This window comes from Pseudomonas azadiae, assembly GCF_019145355.1.
In the GTDB taxonomy this organism is placed as follows: Bacteria; Pseudomonadota; Gammaproteobacteria; order Pseudomonadales; family Pseudomonadaceae; genus Aquipseudomonas; species Aquipseudomonas azadiae.
Genome location: NZ_JAHSTY010000001.1, coordinates 1,740,527 through 1,763,883 on the forward strand (window position 1 = coordinate 1,740,527; position 23,357 = coordinate 1,763,883).

25 protein-coding genes are annotated in these 23,357 nt (G+C 60.3%); 2 read left to right on the forward strand and 23 right to left on the reverse strand.

Going from position 1 to position 23,357, the window contains the following annotated elements:
• Positions 1–21 precede the first annotated feature (21 nt).
• Complete coding sequence (gene leuA, locus KVG91_RS07800) at positions 22–1,701, forward strand: 2-isopropylmalate synthase (protein ID WP_169377073.1); 1,680 nt, start codon at positions 22–24, stop codon at positions 1,699–1,701.
• Between the two features lie 99 nt (positions 1,702–1,800).
• On the opposite strand, the gene KVG91_RS07805 is transcribed toward leuA, so the two are convergent.
• The 21 genes from KVG91_RS07805 to trmJ all read right to left on the reverse strand — a co-directional run bounded on the left by KVG91_RS07805 (position 1,801) and on the right by trmJ (position 20,604).
• Complete coding sequence (locus tag KVG91_RS07805; protein ID WP_169377072.1) at positions 1,801–2,592, reverse strand: amidohydrolase; 792 nt, start codon at positions 2,590–2,592, stop codon at positions 1,801–1,803.
• On the reverse strand, positions 2,580–3,728 hold the full coding sequence (locus tag KVG91_RS07810) for a pyridoxal phosphate-dependent aminotransferase (protein WP_169377071.1): 1,149 nt from the start codon (positions 3,726–3,728) through the stop codon (positions 2,580–2,582). Before KVG91_RS07810 ends, KVG91_RS07805 begins: the two co-directional genes overlap by 13 nt.
• Positions 3,729–3,855: 127 nt before the next feature.
• Positions 3,856–5,325, reverse strand: coding sequence for a ribosome biogenesis GTPase Der (gene der / locus KVG91_RS07815; RefSeq protein ID WP_169377070.1), 1,470 nt, complete (start codon positions 5,323–5,325; stop codon positions 3,856–3,858).
• A gap of 134 nt (positions 5,326–5,459) precedes the next feature.
• Positions 5,460–6,611, reverse strand: coding sequence for an outer membrane protein assembly factor BamB (gene bamB / locus KVG91_RS07820; protein WP_076949871.1), 1,152 nt, complete (start codon positions 6,609–6,611; stop codon positions 5,460–5,462).
• Complete coding sequence (locus tag KVG91_RS07825) at positions 6,604–7,245, reverse strand: YfgM family protein (protein WP_169377069.1); 642 nt, start codon at positions 7,243–7,245, stop codon at positions 6,604–6,606. The genes bamB and KVG91_RS07825 overlap by 8 nt, the downstream gene beginning before the upstream one ends.
• A 41-nt stretch (positions 7,246–7,286) precedes the next feature.
• Positions 7,287–8,576 carry a histidine--tRNA ligase gene (gene hisS / locus KVG91_RS07830; protein ID WP_169377068.1) on the reverse strand — a complete coding sequence of 430 codons (1,290 nt, stop codon included), beginning with the start codon at positions 8,574–8,576 and terminating at the stop codon, positions 7,287–7,289.
• Positions 8,577–8,597: 21 nt separating this feature from the next.
• Complete coding sequence (gene ispG, locus KVG91_RS07835; protein WP_169377067.1) at positions 8,598–9,707, reverse strand: flavodoxin-dependent (E)-4-hydroxy-3-methylbut-2-enyl-diphosphate synthase; 1,110 nt, start codon at positions 9,705–9,707, stop codon at positions 8,598–8,600.
• Positions 9,708–9,709: 2 nt separating this feature from the next.
• Positions 9,710–10,681 (reverse strand): RodZ domain-containing protein, encoded by a 972-nt coding sequence (locus tag KVG91_RS07840; protein WP_169377066.1) that lies wholly within the window; start codon positions 10,679–10,681, stop codon positions 9,710–9,712.
• Positions 10,681–11,439, reverse strand: a complete 759-nt coding sequence (gene pilW, locus KVG91_RS07845; RefSeq protein WP_169377065.1) for a type IV pilus biogenesis/stability protein PilW — start codon at positions 11,437–11,439, stop codon at positions 10,681–10,683. Before pilW ends, KVG91_RS07840 begins: the two co-directional genes overlap by 1 nt.
• Before the next feature lie 12 nt (positions 11,440–11,451).
• The gene (gene rlmN / locus KVG91_RS07850; protein ID WP_169377064.1) at positions 11,452–12,600 is read right to left on the reverse strand and encodes a 23S rRNA (adenine(2503)-C(2))-methyltransferase RlmN; all 1,149 of its coding nucleotides are present in this window, start codon (positions 12,598–12,600) and stop codon (positions 11,452–11,454) included.
• A 29-nt stretch (positions 12,601–12,629) separates the two neighbouring features.
• Positions 12,630–13,055, reverse strand: coding sequence for a nucleoside-diphosphate kinase (gene ndk, locus KVG91_RS07855; protein WP_083356869.1), 426 nt, complete (start codon positions 13,053–13,055; stop codon positions 12,630–12,632).
• Positions 13,056–13,145: 90 nt separating this feature from the next.
• On the reverse strand, positions 13,146–13,346 hold the full coding sequence (gene iscX / locus KVG91_RS07860; protein WP_003238461.1) for a Fe-S cluster assembly protein IscX: 201 nt from the start codon (positions 13,344–13,346) through the stop codon (positions 13,146–13,148).
• Between the two features lie 14 nt (positions 13,347–13,360).
• A complete protein-coding gene (gene fdx, locus KVG91_RS07865; protein WP_124433939.1) occupies positions 13,361–13,702 on the reverse strand; it encodes an ISC system 2Fe-2S type ferredoxin in 342 nt (113 codons plus the stop codon).
• 3 nt (positions 13,703–13,705) lie between these two features.
• The gene (hscA, locus tag KVG91_RS07870) at positions 13,706–15,568 is read right to left on the reverse strand and encodes a Fe-S protein assembly chaperone HscA (RefSeq protein ID WP_169377063.1); all 1,863 of its coding nucleotides are present in this window, start codon (positions 15,566–15,568) and stop codon (positions 13,706–13,708) included.
• A gap of 53 nt (positions 15,569–15,621) precedes the next feature.
• Positions 15,622–16,143 (reverse strand): co-chaperone HscB, encoded by a 522-nt coding sequence (gene hscB / locus KVG91_RS07875; RefSeq protein ID WP_057723963.1) that lies wholly within the window; start codon positions 16,141–16,143, stop codon positions 15,622–15,624.
• Between the two features lie 8 nt (positions 16,144–16,151).
• On the reverse strand, positions 16,152–16,475 hold the full coding sequence (iscA, locus tag KVG91_RS07880) for an iron-sulfur cluster assembly protein IscA (protein WP_003175963.1): 324 nt from the start codon (positions 16,473–16,475) through the stop codon (positions 16,152–16,154).
• A 28-nt stretch (positions 16,476–16,503) separates the two neighbouring features.
• Positions 16,504–16,890, reverse strand: a complete 387-nt coding sequence (gene iscU, locus KVG91_RS07885) for a Fe-S cluster assembly scaffold IscU (protein ID WP_003175965.1) — start codon at positions 16,888–16,890, stop codon at positions 16,504–16,506.
• A 99-nt stretch (positions 16,891–16,989) separates the two neighbouring features.
• Positions 16,990–18,204 (reverse strand): IscS subfamily cysteine desulfurase, encoded by a 1,215-nt coding sequence (locus KVG91_RS07890; RefSeq protein WP_169377062.1) that lies wholly within the window; start codon positions 18,202–18,204, stop codon positions 16,990–16,992.
• Positions 18,205–18,254: 50 nt separating this feature from the next.
• Positions 18,255–18,746 (reverse strand): Fe-S cluster assembly transcriptional regulator IscR, encoded by a 492-nt coding sequence (gene iscR, locus KVG91_RS07895; protein WP_003194020.1) that lies wholly within the window; start codon positions 18,744–18,746, stop codon positions 18,255–18,257.
• A gap of 302 nt (positions 18,747–19,048) precedes the next feature.
• Positions 19,049–19,831 carry a serine O-acetyltransferase gene (gene cysE, locus KVG91_RS07900; RefSeq protein ID WP_169376182.1) on the reverse strand — a complete coding sequence of 261 codons (783 nt, stop codon included), beginning with the start codon at positions 19,829–19,831 and terminating at the stop codon, positions 19,049–19,051.
• A gap of 2 nt (positions 19,832–19,833) precedes the next feature.
• Positions 19,834–20,604 carry a tRNA (cytosine(32)/uridine(32)-2'-O)-methyltransferase TrmJ gene (gene trmJ, locus KVG91_RS07905; protein ID WP_169376181.1) on the reverse strand — a complete coding sequence of 257 codons (771 nt, stop codon included), beginning with the start codon at positions 20,602–20,604 and terminating at the stop codon, positions 19,834–19,836.
• A 145-nt stretch (positions 20,605–20,749) separates the two neighbouring features.
• On the opposite strand from trmJ, the gene suhB reads away from it, so the two are divergent.
• Positions 20,750–21,565, forward strand: a complete 816-nt coding sequence (gene suhB / locus KVG91_RS07910; RefSeq protein WP_003175971.1) for a type III secretion system regulator SuhB — start codon at positions 20,750–20,752, stop codon at positions 21,563–21,565.
• A gap of 203 nt (positions 21,566–21,768) precedes the next feature.
• Here the strand turns inward: suhB and KVG91_RS07915 are convergent, their stop codons facing one another.
• A complete protein-coding gene (locus KVG91_RS07915) occupies positions 21,769–22,311 on the reverse strand; it encodes a glycine zipper 2TM domain-containing protein (protein ID WP_169376180.1) in 543 nt (180 codons plus the stop codon).
• A 123-nt stretch (positions 22,312–22,434) separates the two neighbouring features.
• Entirely contained in the window at positions 22,435–23,349 is a 915-nt protein-coding gene (secF, locus tag KVG91_RS07920) for a protein translocase subunit SecF (protein ID WP_169376179.1), read from the reverse strand.
• Positions 23,350–23,357 lie beyond the last annotated feature (8 nt).

Below are 23,357 nucleotides of genomic sequence, written 5' to 3' on the forward strand. Positions count from 1 at the left end.
CCTACAACAAAGGATTTCCCGATGAGCATGCTCAAAGACCCGTCTTCGAAGTACCGCGCGTTCCCGACCATCGATATCCCGGACCGCACCTGGCCTTCGAAAACCATCACCACCGCGCCGATCTGGTGCAGCTCCGACCTGCGTGACGGCAACCAGTCGTTGATCGAGCCGATGGATGCGGCGAAGAAGCTGCGTTTCTGGAAGACGCTGGTGGCTGTGGGCGTGAAGGAAATCGAAGCCTCGTTCCCGGCCGCGTCGCAAACCGATTTCGACTTCGTGCGCACCCTGATCGAAGACAACCACATCCCCGAGGACACCACCATCCAGGTGCTGACCCAGGGCCGTGAAGACTTGATCGCGCGCACGTTCGAATCCCTGCGTGGGGCCAAAAAAGCCATCGTGCATTTGTATAACGCCACGTCGCCGTCGTTCCGCCGCATTGTGTTCAACCAGGACAAGGACGGCATCAAGGCCATCGCGGTCAACGCCGCCAAGTTGTTCGTCAAATACGCCGCGCAGCAGCCCGAGACCCAGTGGACCTTCGAATACTCCCCGGAGACCTTCAGCGCCACTGAGCTGGAGTTCGCCAAGGAAGTCTGTGATGCGGTGATTGAGGTGTGGAACCCGACACCCGAGCACAAGATGATCCTCAACTTGCCGGCCACTGTGGAATGCGCCACGCCGAATATCTATGCCGACCAGATCGAGTGGTTCGGTCGCCATATCAACCGGCGTGACAGCGTGATCATCAGCCTGCACACCCACAACGACCGTGGCACCGGCGTGGCCGCCACCGAGCTGGGCCTGATGGCCGGCGCCGACCGTGTCGAAGGCTGCCTGTTCGGCAACGGCGAGCGTACCGGTAATGTCGACCTGGTCACCGTGGCCTTGAACATGTACACCCAGGGCCTCGACCCGCAGCTGGACTTCTCCGACATCGACGGCGTGCGCAAGGTCGTCGAGGAGTGCAACCAGATCCAGGTGCACCCACGTCACCCGTATGTCGGCGACCTGGTACACACCGCGTTCTCCGGCTCTCACCAGGACGCGATCCGCAAGGGCTTCTCCCAGCAGAAAGACGATGCGTTGTGGGAAGTGCCCTACCTGCCGATCGACCCGGCCGACATCGGCCGCAGCTACGAAGCCGTGATCCGCGTGAACAGCCAGTCGGGCAAGGGCGGCATTGCCTACCTGCTGGAGCAGGAATACGACATCAGCTTGCCGCGCCGCATGCAAATCGAGTTCAGCCAGGTGGTACAGGCCGAAACCGACCGCGTCGGCCTTGAGATGACCGCGCCGCAGATCTACGCGTTGCTGCAGCGTGAATACCTGCAAGCCAACACCCCGTACGCGCTGGTCAGCCATCGCCTGCAGGAAGAAAACGGCAACAGCTATGTGGAAGTGGAAGTCTCGGGCAAGGGCCAGGGCGAAACCAACCTGCACTGGAAAGGCAAAGGCAACGGCGCGCTGGAAGCGCTGGTAGCGGGCTTGCCGATTGGTGTGGAGATCATGGATTACAACGAACATGCGATTGGGGCGGGCACCAACGCTAAAGCGGCGGCGTATATCGAGCTGCGCGTGAATGGCGAGCGTCCGGTGCATGGCGTGGGAATTGATGAAAACATCACGACCGCGAGCTTCAAGGCGCTGTTCAGTGCGTTGAATCGCTCGTTGAGCCAGCAGGCAGCGAAAGCGGCGTAACCGGCTGTTGAAATGCGAAAGGCCTCTGGGTGAGAACTCAGGGGCCTTTTTTGTTGGCTGGGCTGGCCTCTTCGCGAGCAAGCCCGCGAAAGCGGTCTGTCAGACAAACTGAAAGCTATCGGCATCCAGGTTCGCCGGGAACTTGGTGCGATACGCCGCCAATTCGCCCGCATCCAGCTTCACCAGAAACACCCCATCCGCCTCCCCCGCGCTCAGCAAGGTCTCACCCTGGAAATCCAGCACCTGGCTGTCGCCGGTATAAGCAAATCCTTTCCCATCCGTGCCGACCCGATTCACCGCCGCCACATAACACAAATTCTCGATGGCCCGTGCCGGCAGCAACCGGTTCCAGTGCAACCGCCGCGCACCCGGCCAATTGGCCGTGTATAGCAACAAGTCGGTGTCCTGAGCATCGCGACTCCACACCGGAAAGCGCAGGTCGTAGCAAATCAGCGGGCGAATACGCCAGCCCTTACACTCGAACCGCACCTGACGCTCGCCAGGCGTGTAGTGGTCGTGCTCACCCGCCATGCGGAACAGGTGGCGCTTGTCGTAATGCAACACTTCGCCATCGGGACGCGCCCACAGCAGGCGATTGCGGTGGCTGCCGTCAGCGGCCTGGATAATCACGCTGCCGGTGATCACCGCGTTGTACTTCACCGACTGAGCCTGGAGCCAATGATGGGTGGGGCCGTTCTCTGGCTCGGCGAGGCTCGCTGACTCCATGGAAAAGCCGGTGGTGAACATCTCGGGCAGCACGATCAGGTCGGCGCCCCTGGCCTGCTCCAGCAGCCGCTCGAAATGTTCGAGATTGGCCTGGCGGTCGTGCCAGGCCAGGGTGGTCTGCACCAGAGCGATATTCAGGTTGGGCAAAGCGGTCAAATCACGCATAGTTTTTCGGCTGCCTGTCGCAGCGTGTCCTCGCGTTTGGCAAAGCACAGGCGCACCAGGCGCTGGCCTTGGGGTGGGTTGCGGTAGAACACCGAGATGGGAATCGACGCCACGCCGTGCTCGCGCGTCATCCATTCGGACATGGCGACATCATCCAGGTCCGGGCGAATCCTGGAATAGTCCACCAGTTGAAAGTAAGTCCCCGCCGATGGGCTGAAGCTGAACCGCGACGGCGCCAGCAACTGGCAGAACAGGTCGCGCTTGGCCTGGTAGAACGCCGGCAGCGCAACCACATGCTGCGGGTGCCCGGCCATGAAATCGGCCAGCGCGTACTGCAGCGGCGTCACACCACAGAAACTGACGTATTGATGCACTTTTCGCAGCTCGGCAGTGAGGGCCGGCGGCGCAACCACATAGCCGGTCTTCCAGCCCGTGACGTGATAAGTCTTGCCGAACGAGCTGACCACGAACGCACGCGGGTACAGCTCCTCGTGGGCCAGCACGCTGACGTGGGGCACATCATCGAACACCAGGTGTTCATACACTTCATCGCTAAGCAGATAGATATCACGCCCGCGAATCAGCTCGGCCAGTTGGTCCAGCTCCCCCCGACTGATCAGCGCGCCGCTGGGATTGTGCGGGCTATTGAGCACAATCATGCGCGTGCGCGGCGACAGCGCGGCCTTGATGCGTTCGAAATCCAGGCTGAAATCCTGCAAGCCCAACTGCACATGCACGCAGCGCCCGCCGGCCAGTTCTACCGATGGCGCGTAGCTGTCGTAGCAAGGGTCGAAGATGATCACTTCGTCACCGTTGCGGATAACCGCCTGGATCGCGCAGAAAATGCCCTGCGTGGCGCCGGGCGTAATGGTTACCTCAAGGTCGGCATCGACCCTGACACTGTAGCTACGGGCAATCTTCGCCGCCACCTGCTGGCGCAGCGCGGGCAAACCGCTCATTGGTGCATATTGGTTATGGCCGCTGGCGACGTGTCGACCCACGGCGTCGAGCAAGTCTTGAGGGCCATTGAAGTCGGGGAAACCCTGGGACAGATTGATTGCGCCGGTTTCGGCCGCCAACTGCGACATGCGGGTGAAAATGGTCGTGCCGATGTTCGGCAGCTTGCTGGTGATCATGGGAGCGCCCTTCGGGTGAGCTGCAAGTTTTAAGCTGCAAGCGACAAGCTGGTCAACCGTCGCGCACAAAAAAGGGCTCAAACGGAGCCCTTTCTTGCAGCTGGTGGCTTACAACTTGAAGCTGCCGCTATTTCTTGTCGCGGCGCTTTTTGTCGGCTTTCTTGTGATGCGTCATCATCCGGCGCTTTTTGTTGACCTGGCGGTCGGTAAGGCTGTTCTTGTTGCCTTCGTACGGGTTCTCGCCGCCCTTGAATTCGATGCGGATCGGCGTACCGACCAGCTTCAGGACGCGGCGGTAGGTGTTCTCCAGGTAACGCACATAGGACTTGGGCACCTTCTCGATCTGGTTACCGTGAATCACGATAATCGGCGGGTTGGCACCCCCCAAGTGGGCGTAACGCAGTTTGATGCGACGGTTATTGACCATCGGCGGAGCGTGCTCGCCCACTGCGTCTTCCAGGATCTGGGTGAGGCGGTTGGTCGGCCAGCGGGTGACCGCGGACTTGAACGAGTTCTGTACGGAGGCGTAAAGGTTGCCCACGCCGGTGCCGTGCAGCGCCGAGATGAAGTGGATATCGGCGAACTCAACGAAGAACAGACGACGCTGCAGCTCGATCTTGACGAAATCGCGCTCGCTCGGCGTCATGCCGTCCCACTTGTTGATCGCGATTACCAGGGCCCGACCGGCTTCCAGGGCGAAACCCAGCAGGTTCAGGTCGTGGTCCACCACGCCTTCGCGGGCGTCCATTACGAAGATCACCACGTTGGCGTCTTTGATCGCTTGCAGGGTTTTGACTACGGAGAATTTTTCAACTTCTTCGTGGATCTTGCCGCGCTTGCGCACACCGGCGGTGTCGATCAGCGTGTACTTTTCCTCGTTACGTTCGAACGGGATGTAGATGCTGTCGCGGGTGGTGCCGGGTTCGTCATAGACGATGACCCGGTCTTCACCGAGCATACGGTTGACCAGAGTCGACTTGCCGACGTTAGGGCGGCCGATGATAGCGATCTTGATACCGTCTTTTTCGCTCGGGCCAGGAATGCGCTTGGCTTCCTCGCCTTCGGCGACGATCTCCTCCTCACCCTCTTCTTCCTCGTCGTCATCCTTTGGAAAGGTGCTGAGGGCGACTTCCAGCATCTGCGTGATGCCGCGACCGTGGGCGCCAGCAACCGGGATCGCGTCGCCCAGGCCCATCGGGCTGAATTCGGCGCGGGCCGCTTCAGGATCGATGTTGTCGATCTTGTTCGCGACCAGATAGGAACGCTTGTTGCGCTTGCGCAGGTGCTCGCCAATCATCTGGTCGGCAGCGGTGTAACCCGCGCGGGCGTCCACCAGGAACAACACGACATCGGCTTCTTCAATGGCGAGAAGCGACTGCTCGGCCATTTTTTCGTCCATGCCATGTTCGTCACCGGAGATACCCCCGGTGTCGACAATAATGTAGGAGCGCCCTTGCCACTTTGCCTCACCGTATTGGCGATCACGGGTCAGACCGGACAAGTCGCCGACGATGGCGTCGCGAGTCCTGGTCAGGCGGTTGAACAAGGTGGACTTGCCGACGTTAGGTCGGCCCACCAGGGCGATTACGGGAACCATGCGGCTCTCCACTTCGTTATTTCAGAAAATACAAAAGCCGCTGCAGGGCAGCGGCTGGTGCTCGGGGCAGCATCGTCAGATGCCGCATGCCCCGCCGAAGCAGGGCCGCCTGGGTGTGACCCCAAGCAGGGTTCTTACTTGATGGTCAGCGCTTCCAGCTTGCCGCTGTTGCCATACACGTACAGCATGTTACCCACCACCAGCGGACGTGCACGCAGACCGTCGCTGTCAATACGCTCGCGACCGACAAAGCGACCGTCCACCTGGCTCAGCAGGTGCAGGTAGCCTTCGAAGTCACCCACGGCCACATAGCTGGAGAATACTTCCGGTGCCGACAGTTGGCGGCGAGCCAGCGAATCGTTGCTCCACAATGCAGTGGTGGAACGCTCGTCGACACTTTCAACGGTGCCCGACGCCAAGCTCACGTAGACGCTGCCAAACCCTTGGGCGACACCCGCGTAGCTGGAAGCATCACGCTGCCAGTTAACGCGACCGCTCTGCAGGTCCAGTGCCGCCACACGGCCCTGGTAGGTAGCGACGTAGAGGGTTTCACCGGACAGCAGCAAGCCGCCGTCGATGTCCACGACGCGATCCAGCTCGGAACGACCTTGCGGGATGGCCACACGGGTTTCCCAGGCCGGCACGCCGTTACGGGTGTCCAGGGCGACCACTTTACCGGTCGACAGGCCTGCAACAGCCAGATTGTTGGTCACAATCGGACCACTGGTACCGCGCAACGTCAGCACCGCCGGGGTGCTGTCGTACAACCAGCGCTGTTCGCCAGTGCTGGCGTCCAGGCCAATCACGCGGTCGTCCTGGGTTTGCACCACGACGATATCGCCGTTGGTGGCAGGCGGTGCGAGCACTTCACTGGTCACGCGGGCGCGCCATTTCTCTTCACCGGTGCTGGAATCCAGCGCCACGACTTCGCCCTTGAGCGTACCGAGCATCACCATGCCATAACCCACGCCTACGGCGCCGGACACAGGCAATTCAAGATCCTTGGACCATTTCACGTCACCGTTCATGCGGTCCATGGAGGTCACGACGCCGGTGACATCAGCGGCCACAATGTTGTCACCGTCAATTGCCGGTACCAGCATGTTGTAGGTTTCGCCCTGACCGTCACCGATAGAGCGGCTCCACTGCTTTTGCAAGACCACTTCTTCCTTGAAGCTGGTCAGCTCCGCAGGCGGTAGTTCTTTCTTACTGTTGCTGCTGCAACCCGCGGCCAGAACGGCCAGAGCCAGCAATGCTGCATGTTTCCAACGGATCACGTCACGCATCCCCTTTGGCCAGGTCGTCCAGCTTGATTTGTAAGCCACCGACCGCCGCTTCATCAGACAGCGCCGCCTTGGCTTTTTGGTACGCAGCATTAGCTTCGTCGGTACGACCCAATTGGACCAACAGGTCGCCCTTGAGCTCTTCGCGAGTGGCTACAAATGCCTTGTCAGCATCGCCGTCGAGCAGTTTGAGTGCTTCGTCGGCCTTGTTCTGTGCCGCCAATACCTGAGCCAGGCGCTGACGTGCGATTTCACCCAGGGTCGGGTTGGTCGGCTTGTCGGCGATAGCCTTCAGCTCTGTAGCAGCATCGTCCAGCTTGCCGGTGTCGACCGCGACTTTGGCGACGAACAGGCTACCGTATTGGGCGTAGGTGCTACCGCCAAAATCTTTTTTCAGTTCGCCCGCCAGGTAGGCGACCTTCGCCGCATCGGGCTTGCCGTCTGGCGTGAGGGTGCTTTCCAGCAATTGCTGATAGAGGATCGAGGCGCCGTGGGACTGGTTGGCCTGATACTTGGTCCAGGCTTGCCAGCCGAACACCACCACTAAAGCCAGCAGACCGCCCGTAACCAGGGGCTTGCCATTACGCTGCCACCAGTCCTTGAACTCGGCCAGTTGATCATCATCAGAACTCGACACCCCAATACTCCTTAATCGCTAAATTCGGCTATTCGACAGCTTCAACCCTGCACGACGCAGGTGGCCAAGTGCGCAGCGAGCGCATCAAAGGCAATGTTCTGTTGCTCGCCCTGGCCACGCAGGGGTTTGAAACCTATCACTTGCTGGGCCAGTTCGTCATCGCCGAGGATCAGCGCATACAGCGCGCCGCTCTTATCAGCCTTCTTGAACTGGCTCTTGAAGCTGCCGGCGCCGGCGTTCACCTGCAGGCGCAGGTTCGGCAGTTGGTCACGCACTTTTTCGCTCAGGGCCAGGGCTGCCAATTCGGCCGCCTCGCCAAAGGCGCAAAGGTACACGTCCACCTGACGGGAGATTTCGTCCGGAATCTGCTCCAGGGTCTCAAGCATCAGGATCAGCCGCTCGATACCCATGGCGAACCCTACGCCGGTAGTCGGCTTGCCGCCCATCTGCTCGACCAGGCCGTCGTAGCGCCCACCGGCACACACGGTGCCCTGGGCGCCGAGCTTGTCGGTGATCCACTCGAACACGGTCTTGCTGTAGTAGTCGAGACCGCGCACCAGCTTTGGATTGACGACGTAGGGAATACCGGCCGCGTCCAGTCGAGCCTTGAGGCCCTCGAAGTGCATGCGGGATTCGTCATCCAGATAGTCGGCCATTTTCGGCGCGCCGGCCAGTACAGCCTGGGTGTCGGCGTTCTTGGTATCAAGCACGCGCAACGGGTTGGTCTTCAGGCGGCGCTGGCTGTCTTCGTCCAACTTGTCCAGGTGGGCAGACAGGTACTCGACCAGCGCGACCCGGTAGCGGCCACGGGACTCACTGGTGCCCAGGCTGTTAAGCTCGAGCTTGACCGCGTCGCGGATGCCCAACTGGCCCCACAAGCGCCAGGTCAGCACGATCAGCTCGGCGTCGATGTCCGGGCCGTCCAGGTTGAAGACTTCGCAACCGATCTGGTGGAATTGGCGATAACGTCCTTTCTGCGGACGCTCGTGACGGAACATGGGGCCGATGTACCACAGTTTCTGGGTTTGGCCGCCACCCGTGATGCCATGTTCCAGTACAGCGCGAACGCACGCGGCGGTGCCTTCCGGACGCAGGGTCAGGGAGTCGCCGTTGCGGTCTTCAAAGGTGTACATCTCTTTTTCGACGATGTCGGTCACTTCACCGATGGAGCGCTTGAACAGCTCGGTGAACTCGACGATCGGCATGCGGATCTGCTTGTAACCGTAGTTATCCAGCAGGCGCGCGACCGTGCTTTCGAAGTAGCGCCACAGTGGCGTCTGCTCCGGCAGGATGTCGTTCATGCCGCGAATGGCTTGCAGAGACTTGCTCACATCAAATCCTTAAATTCGTTCTTAGCCACGCGCGATCAGCGCTGCGTCAGCCGCGACTTTTTCGGCCGCTTTCTCGCGGATCAGTTTTTCAAGCTGATCCACCAGATTGTCATTCGTTAACTTCTGCGCCGGCTTGCCGTCGATGTAGATCAGGTTCGGCGTACCACCGGTCAAGCCCACATGCGCCTCTTTGGCTTCACCCGGCCCGTTCACCACGCAACCGATCACTGCAACATCCAGCGGCACCAGCAGGTCTTCGAGGCGCAATTCCAGGTCGTTCATGGTTTTCACCACGTCGAAGTTCTGCCGCGAGCAGCTTGGGCAGGCAATGAAATTGATACCGCGGGAACGCAAACGCAGGGATTTGAGAATGTCGTAGCCGACTTTCACTTCCTCAACCGGGTCTGCCGCCAGGGAGATGCGAATAGTGTCGCCGATCCCTTCGGCGAGCAGCATACCGAGACCTACCGCAGATTTCACTGTGCCTGAGCGTAAACCGCCGGCTTCCGTGATACCCAGGTGCAAGGGCTGCACGATTTCCTTGGCCAGCAGGCGGTAGGCTTCTACCGCCATGAACACATCGGAGGCCTTTACGCTGACCTTGAAGTCCTGGAAATTCAGGCGTTCGAGGTGCTCAACGTGGCGCAGCGCCGATTCAACCAACGCAGCGGGGGTAGGCTCGCCGTATTTCTTTTGCAGGTCTTTTTCCAGGGAACCGGCGTTGACGCCGATGCGGATTGGAATGCCACGATCACGGGCCGCGTCCACTACCGCACGCACGCGGTCTTCGCGACCGATGTTGCCTGGGTTGATGCGCAGGCAGTCCACGCCCAGCTCGGCCACGCGCAATGCGATCTTGTAGTCGAAGTGAATGTCGGCAACCAACGGCACCTTGACCAGTTGCTTGATGCGACCGAAGGCTTCGGCCGCGTCCATGTCCGGAACCGACACCCGTACGATGTCCACGCCTGCCGCTTCCAGACGGTTGATCTGGGCAACGGTGGCGGCCACGTCGTTGGTGTCGCTGTTGGTCATGCTCTGCACCGCGATGGGGGCATCGCCACCCACCGGCACCGAGCCGACCCAGATCTTGCGCGATACGCGACGTTTGATTGGAGATTCGCCGTGCATGACTATTGTCCCAACTTGATTCGAGCGGTCTCGCCGCTGGTGAACGGCGCCACGTCCACAGGCTGGCCGTTGTAGGCCACTTGCGCGCCACGGGCAAAGCCCAGACGCAGCGTCAAAGGAGGCTTGCCGCCCTGCTCAAGCGTATCGCCCTTACGCTTCAGACCGCTGAACAGCACTTTGCCATTGCCATCGGTGAGTTGCGTCCAGCAGTCAGCAACGAAGGTGACCTGTACGCGGCCATCACCGGCGATCAATGCTGGAGTGGTGGGCGGTGAAATGGCAGGGGCGGCTGACGCGGCAGCCGTTGGCGCCTGCGCTGGAGCGGCCGGTATGTGGGCCGGGGCAGCCGGCGCAACTGGCGTCGCGGGCGCCGGTACTGCAGTGGCAGGTGCGGTTTGCGGGGCAGGCTGCTCGGCGGCGACCGGCGCTTCAGGCGCGGCCTGGCTTTCGGCGACCGCCTGGTCTTCCGGCTCGTCCAGCGGATGAATCTGGGTGGTGCCGTCGGCGCTTTCGACCTCGACATGCTCCATGGCGTTGCTGGTCAGGTCCTTGGTGCGCTGGGACGCCTGGTCCTGCCACCAGACGAAACCGCCACCGATCACGGCGATCAGCAGCAACAGGCTGACGATTCGCAAAATGGTGTGGGAAACCCGCGTTGGCTCTTCAATGCGACCCAGGCCATGCACATTGCTGCCTTGGGAGTCGGTGCCGGTGAATTGGTCGAATTGCTGGACCAGGATGGCCTGGTCGATGCCCAGCAATTTGGCATAGGCGCGGATATAGCCGCGGGCGAAGGTGTGCCCGGGCAGCTTATCGAACGCGCCGGCTTCAAGGTTGCCCAGGGACGTGGTGGTCAAATTGAGCTTGAGGGCCACTTCCGCCAGCGACCAACCATTGCTTTCGCGGGCCTGACGCAAGGTGTCGCCTGGGTTTACGCGATTAGCTGCTACAACTTCCGGGTGCGCCGCTTTCATCATTGCTCCGACAGGTATTGCTGATATTCCGGCGTACCGGGATAGAGTCGTTCGAGTTGCTGGCCAAAACGTGCGGCCGTGTCGTGTTCTTCATGAACCGTCGCCAGGCGCACACCGAGCAATAGACTACGTGCATTTTGCCCACTGAGCAGGCTAAAACGCTCGTAATAGTCACGTGCCGGCACATAATGCCTGTCTTCGTAGGACAACTCAGCCATTTCGAGCAATGCCCGAGGCTGGCGACCATTCAAATGCAGGGCTTTTTCCAATTGCTGGCGAGCGCTGTCGCGCTGGCCCAGGTGTATCGAAGTCACCCCAAGGTTCTCGAATACGCGCGAACGCTCAGGATAGAGGGTATCGGCGCTGGCTTGCTGGAAATAAAGGGCGGCCTGGTCATAGCGTTTCTGCGAGAACAGGAAGCTGCCGTAGTTGTTCAGCAGCCGCGGGGCGCCGGGTCGCGCGGCCAGGGCCTTGAGGAAATACTGTTCAGCCAGTTCAGGCTCGGCCTGGGCCTGGAACACCAGGGCCAGTGCGCCATTGGCGTCGGCATCGTCGCCATCCAGCTCAAGGGCCTTTTTCAGCGGGACCTTGGCCTGCTCGCCCATGCCTTGCTGCAGGTAACCCAAGCCGAGTTGCACATAAGCAACCCGCGCCTCCTCACGGCCTTTACCGGTGTGCAAAGGGCTGTCATGGCCCGATGAAACACAGCCGGCCCCGAGACCGGTAACAAGCAAAAGCAGCGCAAGGCGCAGGGGCATAGAGATCCTCTCTCAGATTCGATTTACAGCAATCAGCGGCAAATCGTCGGCGGCGTTCAGTTCGCGCCCGGCGATATAACGCTCGCTGCGGCGGGTGCGGTCCATCACCTGCCCTACCAATTGGCCACAGGCGGCGTCGATGTCCTCACCACGGGTGGTGCGCACGGTGACGTTGTAGCCGGCCTGGTGCAATTGATCCTGGAAACGGCGGATGGCGTTGTTGCTCGGCCGCTCGTAGCCGGAGTGTGGAAACGGGTTGAACGGAATCAGGTTGATCTTGCACGGCGTGTTCTTGAGCAACTCGATCATCTCGACCGCATGCTCGACCTTGTCGTTGATGTCCTTGAGCATGGTGTACTCAATGGTCAGGACGCGCTTCTCGCCCAAGGTCGCCATATAACGCTGGCAAGACTCGAGCAGCATCTTAAGCGGATACTTCTTGTTGATCGGCACCAATTGGTTACGCAATGCGTCATTCGGTGCGTGCAGCGACAAGGCCAGCGAGACGTCGATGTGCTTGGCCAGCTCATCGATCATCGGTACCACGCCAGAGGTCGACAGGGTCACACGGCGCTTGGAGATGCCGTAGCCCAGGTCGTCCATCATCAGGTGCATGGCCGCTATGACGTTGTCGAAGTTCAGCAGCGGCTCACCCATGCCCATCATCACCACGTTGGTGATGGCACGGTCGACGGTTGCCGGGACGCTGCCAAAGGATTTGTTGGCAATCCACACCTGGCCGATCACTTCGGCGGCGGTGAGGTTGCTATTGAAGCCTTGCTTGCCGGTGGAGCAGAAACTGCAGTCCAGGGCACAGCCTGCCTGGGACGAAACGCACAAGGTGCCGCGCTTGCCCTGGGGAATGTAGACGGTCTCGACGCAGCTGCCGGACGCCACGCGCACCACCCATTTGCGGGTGCCGTCGGTGGAGATGTCCTCGCTGACCACTTCGGGACCACGAATCTCGGCAATGGCCTTGAGCTTGTCGCGCAAGGCCTTGCTGACGTTCGTCATGGCGTCGAAATCGTCGACGCCAAAGTGGTGAATCCATTTCATTACCTGACCGGCACGGAAACGCTTCTCCCCGATTGAGTCGAAGAATTTCTCCATTTCCGGCTGAGTCAGCCCCAGCAGGTTGGTTTTTACAGTCGATGTCGTCATGGATTCACCCTCACTCTTTAAGCCGATGCTTAGCGAGCGGTTACTTCAGTAGCAGCGAAAAAGTACGAGATTTCGCGGGCAGCAGCGGCTTCGGAGTCCGAACCGTGAACAGCGTTGGCGTCGATGGACTCGGCGAAGTCAGCACGGATGGTGCCGGCAGCCGCTTCTTTAGGGTTGGTAGCGCCCATCAGCTCGCGGTTCAGCGCGATCGCGTTTTCGCCTTCCAGCACCTGAACAACAACAGGACCGGAGATCATGAAGGAGACCAGGTCGCCGAAGAAGCCACGAGCGCTGTGCTCAGCGTAGAAGCCTTCAGCTTCAGCCTTGGACAGTTGCTTGAGTTTCGAAGCTACAACCTTCAGGCCGGCTTTTTCGAAACGAGTGGTGATCTCGCCGATGACGTTTTTTGCAACAGCGTCAGGCTTGATGATGGAGAAAGTACGTTGAACAGCCATGGTGTAACTCCAGAAACGGTAATTTACGAAAAATTAAACCCGCGAATTATACGCGGGTTATCGGGTATTGCCTAACTGCGTAAAGGCGGCTCAGTCTGCTTCTTCGATCCACAGGCCCTGAATCGCCTCCAGAACCTTCTCGCCACCCCGGTCAGGAATGTCGTCGAAGTCCGGCAGTTCCATTACGAGGTTGCGCAGCTTGACGAAGTTCACCGTAAGAGGATTGACCTCAGGATGAGCCTCTGCAAGTTGTATAGCGATTTCTTGTACATCAACCCATTTCAGGCTCATGACAGTTCCTTGAATCAATGCGGCGCTTCGGCCGCATGGTTGAGCGAATATTTCGGAATTTCGACGGTGATGTCTTGCGTCCCGACCTTTGCCTGACAGCTGAGACGCGAAGTCGCTTCCAGGCCCCAGGCGCGGTCAAGGAAGTCTTCTTCCAGCTCATCCGCCTCTTCAAGGCTGTTGAAGCCCTCGCGAATGATGCAGTGGCACGTGGTGCAAGCGCACACACCGCCGCAGGCGCTTTCGATTTCGATGTGGTTGTCGTGGGCCACTTCCAGGATGGACTTGCCGGTCTCAGCCTCCACGACCATACCGTCCGGGCAATGCTCGGCGTGTGGCAGAAAAATGATCTGCGGCATCAGTTAATCCTCAAGTTCATTCAGGTTGCGTCCCGCCAGGGCGGCTTTTACCGACTGGTCCATACGACGGGCGGCAAAGGCATCGGTCACTTGCGACAGACGCTTGGTCTGCTGCTCGATGGCATAGCCATCGGTGCCTTTCATCAATTCGGCCAGTTCCTGCATCTGCAGGTCGATGACCATGCGCTCCTCGGCATCCAGCAGACGCTCACCGTCAGCCTCAAGGGCGCCCTGCACCGCTTCGAGCAGGCGCTGGGCATCCACTTGCTGCTCACGCAGCACGCGGGCGACCTTGTCGTCGCCGGCATACTGGAACGAGTCCTTGAGCATCTTGGCGATTTCGCCGTCGGTGAGACCGTAGGACGGCTTGACCTGGATGCTGGCTTCGACGCCGGAGGCCAGTTCGCGCGCAGCGACGCTGAGTAGGCCATCGGCGTCGACCTGGAAGGTCACGCGGATCTTCGCCGCACCGGCCACCATCGCCGGGATACCGCGCAGTTCGAAGCGCGCCAGGGAGCGGCAGTCGCTGATCAGCTCGCGCTCGCCTTGCAGCACATGAATCATCATGGCCGTCTGGCCGTCTTTGTAGGTGGTGAAGTCCTGGGCGCGAGCAACGGGGATGGTGGTGTTGCGCGGAATCACCTTCTCCATCAGGCCTCCCATGGTTTCCAGCCCCAGGGACAGCGGAATCACATCCAGCAGCAGCAGTTCGCCGCCATCGCGCTTGTTGCCGGCCAGGGTATCGGCCTGGATGGCAGCACCAATGGCGACGACCTGGTCCGGGTCGATTTCGGTCAACGGCTGGCGGCCAAAGGCTTCGGCGACGGCCTCACGCACGCGAGGAACGCGGGTGGAACCGCCGACCATGACCACGGCACCAACGTCTTCCAGCTCGATGCCGGAATCGCGCACGGCGCGGCGGCAGGCCTTGAGGCTGCGGGCGACCATGGGTTCGATCAACGCATCGAAGGCTTCGCGCGTCAATTGGGCCGACCAGCTACCGTAGGAAACTTCTACAGTAGCGACGTCCGTCAGCGCTTCCTTGGCGGCGCAGGCGGTTTGCAGCAGGTTGCGCTGCGCGCCCGGATCAAGGTCGGCGGACAAGCCGGCGCTGCTGATGATCCAGCTCGCGATGGCATGGTCAAAGTCGTCACCGCCCAGGGCGCTGTCGCCACCGGTGGCCAGCACTTCAAAGACACCGCCGGTCAGACGCAGGATCGAAATGTCAAAGGTGCCGCCGCCCAAGTCATAAATGGCAACCAGGCCTTCGGCATGCTGGTCCAGACCGTAAGCCACCGCAGCCGCGGTAGGTTCGTTGAGCAGACGCAGCACGTTCAGGCCGGCGAGTTTCGCCGCGTCCTTGGTGGCTTGGCGCTGTGCATCATCGAAATAGGCCGGGACGGTGATCACCGCACCGACCAGCTCGCCACCCAAGGTGGTTTCCGCACGCTGGCGCAGCACCTTGAGGATATCGGCGGACACTTCCACCGGGCTTTTCGGGCCCTGGACGGTGTCGATGAACGGCATATGGGATTCGCCGCCGACAAAGCGGTATGGCAACTGGTCGCCCAATTGCTTGACGTCGGACAAACCACGACCCATCAAGCGCTTGACCGACAGCACGGTGTTCAAGGGATCGGTCGATGCCGTCAACTTGGCCGACTCACCGACTTCGGTGCGATCCGCGTGATAGCGCACGGCGGACGGCAGGATCACCTGGCCGTCGGCGTCGGGCAACGGCTCGGAGAGGCCGCTGCGCACGGCAGCAACCAGGGAATTGGTGGTGCCCAGGTCAATCCCCACCGCCAGGCGACGCTGGTGCGGTTGAGGGCTTTGGCCGGGTTCGGCGATTTGCAGTAGAGCCATGGTAATCAGGTCTTATCTGTCTATCAGGCGTGCATCACGGGCAGCACACTGGGTTAATCGTCGAGGCGCTCTTCTAGCTGGCGCACTTCGTAGGTGAGCTTGTCGAGAAACTGCATGCGCCGCATCAGGCGTTCGGCCTGTTCGCGCTGCGCTGCGTCATCCCAACAGGCTGCGAAGCTTTCGTTGAGTTCTTCCTGGGCCGCTTTCAGACGACGCTTGAAGACTGCGACGCCGGCCACATCGGCCTGGTCCTGCAAGTCTTCGAGTTCTTCGCGCCACTGCATCTGCTGCATCAGGAAGTCCGGGTCATGCACGGTGACTTCCATCGGCAACTCACCGCCCTTCATCGCCAGCAAATAACGCGCGCGTTTCGGGGGGCTTTTGAGCGTCTGATAGGCTTCGTTGAGGCTGGCCGATTGCTCCAGCGCCAGGCGTTGCTCACGCTCGGAAGCGTCGGCAAAGCGGTCCGGATGCACGCCACGCGCCAATTCTCGATAGCGCGTGGCAAGCTGCTCGAGGTCCAGGCGAAAGCTCGGCTGCAGCTCGAATAAAGCGAAATGACAAGGAGTACCCACGAGAAGCCTCAGATGTTGAAGCTTTCGCCGCAGCCACATTCACCGCGTACGTTGGGGTTGTTGAACTTGAAGCCTTCGTTCAACCCTTCCTTGACGAAATCGAGCTCGGTGCCGTCCAGGTAGGTCAGGCTTTTCGGGTCGATGATCACTTTTTCGCCGTGACTTTCGAACACCTGGTCTTCCGCCACCACCTCGTCGACAAACTCCAGCACGTAGGCAAGGCCGGAACAGCCCGTGGTGCGAACACCCAGACGAATCCCCTCACCTTTACCGCGCCCATTCAGGGAGCGGCGAATGTGCTGCGCTGCCGCTTCTGTCATGCTGATAGCCATCGTTGACTCCTTACTCGTCGCCAAATACTTAGATCAAGCCTTTCTTCTGCTTGTAGTCGCGAACGGCCGCCTTGATGGCGTCTTCCGCGAGTACCGAGCAGTGAATTTTCACTGGCGGCAAGGCCAGTTCTTCGGCCAGCTGGGTGTTGCTGATGGTGACAGCCTCATCCAGGGTCTTGCCTTTCATCCATTCGGTCGCCAGGGAGCTGGAGGCGATGGCCGAACCGCAGCCGTAGGTCTTGAACTTGGCGTCTTCGATAACGCCAGCGTCGTTGACCTTGATCTGCAGGCGCATCACATCGCCGCACGCCGGAGCGCCGACCATGCCGGTGCCGACATCAGGATCTTCCGCGTTCATCTTGCCGACGTTGCGCGGGTTTTCGTAGTGGTCGATGACCTTTTCGCTGTAAGCCATGGTATTGAATCCTCACTCATCAGGGCCGCTCTGGAACCCTGTAGAAACGCCTGCGTTTTCCGCCACGTTGCTACAGAGCTGGGGTGGCGGCTTCTATAGTTAGTGTGCCGCCCACTCGATCTTGGAAATGTCGACACCGTCTTTGTACATGTCCCACAGGGGCGACAGGACACGCAGCTTGTTGACGGCTTCGCAGACTTTCTGCGCGGCGTAGTCGACTTGTTCTTCGGTGGTGAAGCGGCCGAACGTAAAGCGGATCGAGCTGTGCGCCAGTTCGTCGTTGCGGCCCAGGGCGCGCAATACGTACGAAGGCTCAAGGGAGGCCGAGGTGCAGGCCGAACCGGACGAAACCGCCAGGTCCTTGAGCGCCATGATCAGCGACTCGCCTTCGACGTAGTTGAAGCTCAAATTCAGGTTGTGCGGTACGCGGGCAGTCATGCTGCCGTTGATGTACAGCTCTTCAAGGTTTTCGACCTGCTTGTAGAAGCGGTCGCTCAGGGCCTTGATGCGCACGTTTTCGGCAGCCATGTCTTCCTTGGCTACACGGAAGGCTTCGCCCATGCCGACGATCTGGTGGGTCGCCAGGGTGCCCGAGCGCATGCCGCGCTCGTGACCGCCGCCGTGCATGGTGGCTTCGATACGTACGCGCGGTTTGCGGCTTACGTACAGAGCGCCAATGCCTTTCGGACCGTAGGTCTTGTGGGCGGAGAACGACATCAGGTCGACTTTCAGCTTGGACAGGTCGATCTCGACCTTGCCGGTGGACTGAGCGGCGTCGACGTGCAGCAGAATGCCCTTGGAGCGGGTCAATTCGCCAATCGCTTCGATGTCGTTGATGGTGCCGATTTCGTTGTTCACGTGGATCACGGAAACCAGGATGGTGTCTTCACGCAGCGCGGCTTCGATCATGGCCGGGGTGACGATACCGTCGGTGGTCGGCTCAAGGTAGGTGACCTCAAAACCTTCACGCTCCAGTTGGCGCATGGTGTCGAGGACAGCCTTGTGCTCAATCTTGGTGGTGATCAGGTGCTTGCCTTTGGTCGCGTAGAAGTGCGCCGCGCCCTTGATCGCCAGGTTGTCGGACTCGGTGGCACCGGAGGTCCAGACAATTTCGCGTGGGTCGGCGTTGACCAGGTCGGCGACCTGGCGACGCGCGTTCTCGACCGCTTCCTCGGCTTTCCAGCCGAATACGTGAGAGCGGGAGGCCGGGTTGCCGAAGTTTCCGTCAACCAGCAGGCATTCGCTCATCTTTTGCGCGACACGCGGATCAACCGGGGTGGTCGCAGAGTAATCAAGGTAAATCGGCAATTTCATGGACTTTCTCCTAAATCAGGCTGGCTGGCGTGCCGTTAGCTCTTCGGCTGTCACTCGACGGCGGACGCTTCGATCTTGTCCAGACGCGGCGCCTTGGTGTTGCAACGGCGCTGGTCCTGACGCTGGGCTACTTCTTGCACCTCACGGCGAGTCACAAGATCAGCCAAGCTGATACCACTCAAAAACTCATGGATCTGCAGGCTCAGGTCACACCACAGGTGGTGTGTCAGGCAGGTGTCGCCGGCGTGGCAGTCACCCAGGCCCTGGCATTTGGTGGCATCGACGGATTCGTTGACCGCGTCGATCACCTGGGCTACCTGGATGCCCTGCATGTCGCGGGACAATTGATAGCCACCCCCTGGGCCTCTCACACTGGAAACCAGGTTGCTGCGGCGCAATTTGGCGAACAGCTGCTCGAGGTAGGACAGGGAAATGCCTTGGCGCTCGGAGATATCGGCCAGGGACACCGGCCCAGTTTGCGCGTGCAAAGCCAGGTCAAGCATGGCGGTCACCGCGTATCGGCCTTTTGTAGTCAGTCTCATGGACAAGTACCAAGGTGTTTCAGAATGGGAGCAAGTATGCTATTCCCGAGTATTTAAGTCAACTATAAGACCTAGTACTTTAGTCAGGATTACCCGTAAAAAGGGCGCGCGAATCATAGCAGGGTGGGGTGGGGACGAACAGCGGGAACCGGACCACGCGAAAATTGCGAGACCCATGAAGGCCAAAATGTGGGAGCGGGCTTGCTCGCGAATGCGGTGTGTCAGCTAAATATTCATTCACTGACGCACCGCATTCGCGAGCAAGCCCGCTCCCACAGGGGTTTTGTGGCGGCTGCGAGAACTTAGCTGGCCTTAGTGGACGTTTCGTCCTTGATCTCGGCGAAGTCTTCTTCGCGCAGCTCAGGCAGCTCCTTCGCACAGTAAGGACTGCCCAGATCCTTCAGCGCGCCGCACATGCCGTCCAGCTTGCCGTCCACCGCCTGCAGGTGGTCGAGCAACTGGCCAATGGCGCGTGCGACCGGGTCGGGCATGTCTTCGCTGACGCCATAGGCATCGAAACCGATTTTCTCGGCCATGGCCTTGCGCTTGGCTTCCTGCTCGTCGCCGACTTCCGGCTTGACGATAATCCGGCCTGGAATCCCCACCACCGTCGCACCCGGCGGTACAGCCTTGGTCACTACGGCATTAGAGCCGACCTTGGCCCCGGCGCCGACCGTGAACGGGCCGAGCACCTTGGCGCCCGCCCCCACCACCACGCCGTCGCCCAGGGTTGGGTGACGCTTGCCCTTGTTCCAACTGGTGCCGCCCAGGGTCACGCCCTGATATAACGTCACGTCATCGCCAATCTCAGCGGTTTCGCCGATGACGATGCCCATGCCATGGTCAATGAAGAAACGACGCCCCACCTTGGCACCCGGGTGAATCTCGATCCCGGTCAACCAGCGGCCGAAGTTCGACACCACGCGCGCCAACCACTTCCAGCCCATGCCCCACAACGCTCCGGATAACCGGTGAATCCAGATCGCATGCATGCCCGGGTAGCAGGTCAGCACTTCAAAGGCGTTGCGTGCCGCCGGGTCACGGTGGAAAACACTTTGGATATCTTCTCGCAAACGCTCGAACATTTTTAATCCTTCCGCTTAAGCAGCTCGCCACGGGCCGCTTTCTGGGTTTCCGTGAGGATGCCACGCAATATATTCATTTCTGCCCGGCTGACCGAGCTGCGTCCGTACAACCGGCGCAGGCGCGCCATCAAGTGCCGTGGTTTTTCAGGATCGAGAAATTCGATGGCCACCAGGGTTTGCTCCAGGTGCTCATAGAACCGCTCCAGTTCGTCCATCGTGGCCAACTCGCCACTTTTGGTCGACGCAACTTCATCCTTCTCCCTCTTGCTCGGCTGGCCTTCGGCGGCCAGCCAGGCCATGCGCACTTCGTAGGTCAGCACCTGCACCGCGGCGCCGAGGTTCAGCGAACTGAACTCAGGGTCTGATGGGATGTGCACGTGGTAATGACATCGCTGCAGCTCGTCGTTGGTCAGGCCGGAATCCTCACGACCGAACACCAGGGCGATTTCAGCGCCACCGGCGGCCTCTTCCACCACCTTGCTGCCGCACTCGCGTGGGTCCAGCAATGGCCAGGGAATGCGACGATCACGGGCGCTGGTGCCCAGCACCAGGTTGCAGCCGACCAAGGCGTCTTCCAAGGTGGCGACGACCTGGGCTTTTTCCAGGAGGTCATTGGCGCCGGATGCGCGGGCATCGGCCTCGTGGTGCGGGAACACGCGCGGCTCGACCAGCACCAGGCGCGTCAGCCCCATGTTTTTCATGGCACGCGCCACCCCGCCGATGTTGCCGGGGTGGCTGGTATTGACCAGGACGACACGAATGTTTTGCAGCAAGGGAGGCGCTCTCGGACACGGGAAAGGGGAGCAAATCTTACAGAACAGCCCAAGGTTATGCCATGAAAGCTAACGTCATCCTTCACCTGAAGAAAGTTTCTGCTAAACTGCTCGGCTTTCTTTAACAACCTTAGGTGACCTATCCATGCAGCCCATGCTGAATATCGCGCTGCGCGCCGCCCGCAGCGCCAGTGAATTGATCTTCCGCTCCATCGAGCGCCTGGATACCATCAAGGTCGACGAAAAAGACGCCAAGGATTATGTGTCCGAGGTGGATCGCGCCGCCGAACAGAAAATCATCGACGCCCTGCGCAAGGCCTACCCGACCCACGGCATCCTTGGCGAAGAAACCGGCCTGCACAAAGGCAGCGGCGAAGGCGAAGACTACCTGTGGATCATCGACCCACTGGACGGCACCACCAACTTCCTGCGCGGCATCCCGCACTTTGCCGTGAGCATCGCGTGCAAATACCGCGGCCGCCTGGAACACGCCGTCGTGCTGGACCCGGTCCGCCAGGAAGAATTCACCGCCAGCCGTGGCCGTGGCGCACAGCTCAATGGCCGTCGCCTGCGCGTCAGCGGTCGCACCAGCCTGGACGGCGCCCTGCTCGGCACCGGCTTCCCGTTCCGTGACGACCAGATGGACAACCTGGAAAACTACCTGGGCATGTTCCGCGCCCTGGTTGGCCAGACCGCCGGCATCCGTCGCGCCGGCGCTGCGAGCCTGGACCTGGCTTATGTGGCCGCCGGTCGTTTTGATGCGTTCTGGGAGTCGGGCCTGTCCGAGTGGGACATGGCTGCAGGCGCGCTGCTGATTCAGGAAGCGGGCGGTTTGGTCAGCGACTTTACCGGCGGTCATGACTTCCTTGAGAAAGGCCATGTGGTTGCCGGCAACACCAAATGCTTCAAGGCAGTATTGACGGCGATCCAGCCGCACTTGCCGGCTTCGCTGAAGCGCTAAGCGGGCGGGCACAAAAAAGCACCCCTAGGGGGTGCTTTTTTTATGCCTGAAATTTGGGGAAAACCAATTCCAACTGACCTGAACACAATCCAATGTGGGAGCTGGCCTGCGATAGCGGTCTGCCAGCTAACATATTGGTTGCTGACCCACCGCTATCGCAGGCAAGCCAGCTCCCACATTTTGAAACTATGCCAGGTCAGGAATTACTGCTGATTCTGACCGAGGATCAGGCGACCCTCTTTGTCCACTGGAATCTGACCGCCTGGATCACGCTCCATACGCACCGAACCTTCCTTGCCATCCAGGTTGTAGCGCACGTCGTAGCCAACAACCTTGTCGCTGATGTCATTCACGGTGTTACAGCGAGTCTGGGTAGTGGTGTAGGTATCACGGTTCTGCATACCTTCCTGAACCTTGTTACCCGCATAACCGCCGCCGACCGCACCGGCTACCGTCGCCAGCTTCTTGCCGTTACCGCCACCAATCTGGTTACCGAGCAGGCCGCCGGCCAGGGCGCCTACGACGGTACCAGCGATTTGATGCTGATCCTGCACCGGACGCTGCCGGGTCACGGTGACGTCCTTGCAGACCTCACGCGGGGTTTTGATCTGGGTTTTTACCGGCTGCACCGCCAGCACTTGCGCATACTCAGGGCCGCTTTTTACCAGGCTGTAGGTGGCAACAGCACCCCCGGCAGTCACACCGACAGCACCCAATACCGCACCAACCAGCAACGACTTGTTCACGTTGAACCTCCTGACCATCACAAGCGGACCGAAAGATCCGCGCTATACCCAGCCTTGGAGCCAAAAAAAAGGCACGAGTTCAATCTCGTGCCTTCTTTGTAACAGCCAATCAACGCCTGCCCATCAAGGACGGTCGTCGACCTCCTTGTCGGTCGCAGCGGGAGGGATCAAATCTTCGCTGCTGAGGTTCAACCAGATCAGCACCACGTTGGCGATGTAGATTGACGAGTAGGTACCCGCCAGCACGCCAATGAACAGCGCGAGGGAGAAGCCCCACAAGTTGTCGCCACCGAAGATCATCAGTGCCGCGATCGCCAGCAAGGTGGAGATCGACGTCGCCATGGTCCGCAACAGGGTCTGGGTGGTGGAGATGTTGATGTTCTCGATCAACGTCGCCTTGCGCAGTACGCGGAAGTTCTCGCGAACCCGGTCGAATACCACGATGGTGTCGTTGAGCGAGTAACCAATGATCGCCAGCACGGCCGCCAGAACGGTCAGGTCGAAGGTGATCTGGAAGTACGCCAGGATACCCACGGTCACGATCACGTCATGGATCAGCGACACAATGGCGCCAACCCCGAACTTCCACTGAAAGCGGAACGCCAGGTAGATCATGATGCCGACCAGCGCCATCAGCATGCCGAGGCCGCCCTGGTCGCGCAGCTCTTCACCGACTTGCGGGCCGACGAACTCGACGCGCTTGACCGACGCCGGGTTGTCGCCGCCGACCTTCTGCAAGGCCTCGGCCACCTGGTGACCCAGTTGCGGGTCTTCGCCAGGCATACGCACCAGCAGGTCGGTGGTCGCGCCGAAGTTCTGCACCACGGCTTCGTGGTAGCCGGCCTTGACCAGTTCGTTGCGCACCAGGGTAACGTCGGCCGGCTTCTCGTAGGTCAGCTCGATGAGCGTACCGCCGGTGAAGTCCAGACCGTAGTTCAGGCCTTTATGGAACCAGCTGAACAACGCCAGAACGGTAAGGAGCACAGTGGCGCCGAACGCAATGTTGCGAACGCCCATGAAGTTGATTGTACGTAACATGGCAGCCC

What these genes read in the sequence shown, in the direction of transcription:
- iscA (WP_003175963.1), bottom strand. Translation starts at nt 16,475, where the DNA reads ATGGCTATCAGCATGACAGAAGCGGCAGCGCAGCACATTCGCCGCTCC.
- pilW (WP_169377065.1), bottom strand. Translation starts at nt 11,439, where the DNA reads ATGCCCCTGCGCCTTGCGCTGCTTTTGCTTGTTACCGGTCTCGGGGCC.
- iscX (WP_003238461.1), bottom strand. Translation starts at nt 13,346, where the DNA reads ATGAGCCTGAAATGGGTTGATGTACAAGAAATCGCTATACAACTTGCA.
- ndk (WP_083356869.1), bottom strand. Translation starts at nt 13,055, where the DNA reads ATGGCTGTTCAACGTACTTTCTCCATCATCAAGCCTGACGCTGTTGCA.
- KVG91_RS07810 (WP_169377071.1), bottom strand. Translation starts at nt 3,728, where the DNA reads ATGATCACCAGCAAGCTGCCGAACATCGGCACGACCATTTTCACCCGC.
- KVG91_RS07805 (WP_169377072.1), bottom strand. Translation starts at nt 2,592, where the DNA reads ATGCGTGATTTGACCGCTTTGCCCAACCTGAATATCGCTCTGGTGCAG.
- iscU (WP_003175965.1), bottom strand. Translation starts at nt 16,890, where the DNA reads ATGGCTTACAGCGAAAAGGTCATCGACCACTACGAAAACCCGCGCAAC.
- fdx (WP_124433939.1), bottom strand. Translation starts at nt 13,702, where the DNA reads ATGCCGCAGATCATTTTTCTGCCACACGCCGAGCATTGCCCGGACGGT.
- suhB (WP_003175971.1), top strand. Translation starts at nt 20,750, where the DNA reads ATGCAGCCCATGCTGAATATCGCGCTGCGCGCCGCCCGCAGCGCCAGT.
- ispG (WP_169377067.1), bottom strand. Translation starts at nt 9,707, where the DNA reads ATGCACGGCGAATCTCCAATCAAACGTCGCGTATCGCGCAAGATCTGG.
- cysE (WP_169376182.1), bottom strand. Translation starts at nt 19,831, where the DNA reads ATGTTCGAGCGTTTGCGAGAAGATATCCAAAGTGTTTTCCACCGTGAC.
- rlmN (WP_169377064.1), bottom strand. Translation starts at nt 12,600, where the DNA reads ATGACGACATCGACTGTAAAAACCAACCTGCTGGGGCTGACTCAGCCG.
- leuA (WP_169377073.1), top strand. Translation starts at nt 22, where the DNA reads ATGAGCATGCTCAAAGACCCGTCTTCGAAGTACCGCGCGTTCCCGACC.
- secF (WP_169376179.1), bottom strand. Translation starts at nt 23,349, where the DNA reads ATGTTACGTACAATCAACTTCATGGGCGTTCGCAACATTGCGTTCGGC.
- hscA (WP_169377063.1), bottom strand. Translation starts at nt 15,568, where the DNA reads ATGGCTCTACTGCAAATCGCCGAACCCGGCCAAAGCCCTCAACCGCAC.
- bamB (WP_076949871.1), bottom strand. Translation starts at nt 6,611, where the DNA reads ATGCGTGACGTGATCCGTTGGAAACATGCAGCATTGCTGGCTCTGGCC.
- der (WP_169377070.1), bottom strand. Translation starts at nt 5,325, where the DNA reads ATGGTTCCCGTAATCGCCCTGGTGGGCCGACCTAACGTCGGCAAGTCC.
- iscR (WP_003194020.1), bottom strand. Translation starts at nt 18,746, where the DNA reads ATGAGACTGACTACAAAAGGCCGATACGCGGTGACCGCCATGCTTGAC.
- KVG91_RS07890 (WP_169377062.1), bottom strand. Translation starts at nt 18,204, where the DNA reads ATGAAATTGCCGATTTACCTTGATTACTCTGCGACCACCCCGGTTGAT.
- KVG91_RS07840 (WP_169377066.1), bottom strand. Translation starts at nt 10,681, where the DNA reads ATGAAAGCGGCGCACCCGGAAGTTGTAGCAGCTAATCGCGTAAACCCA.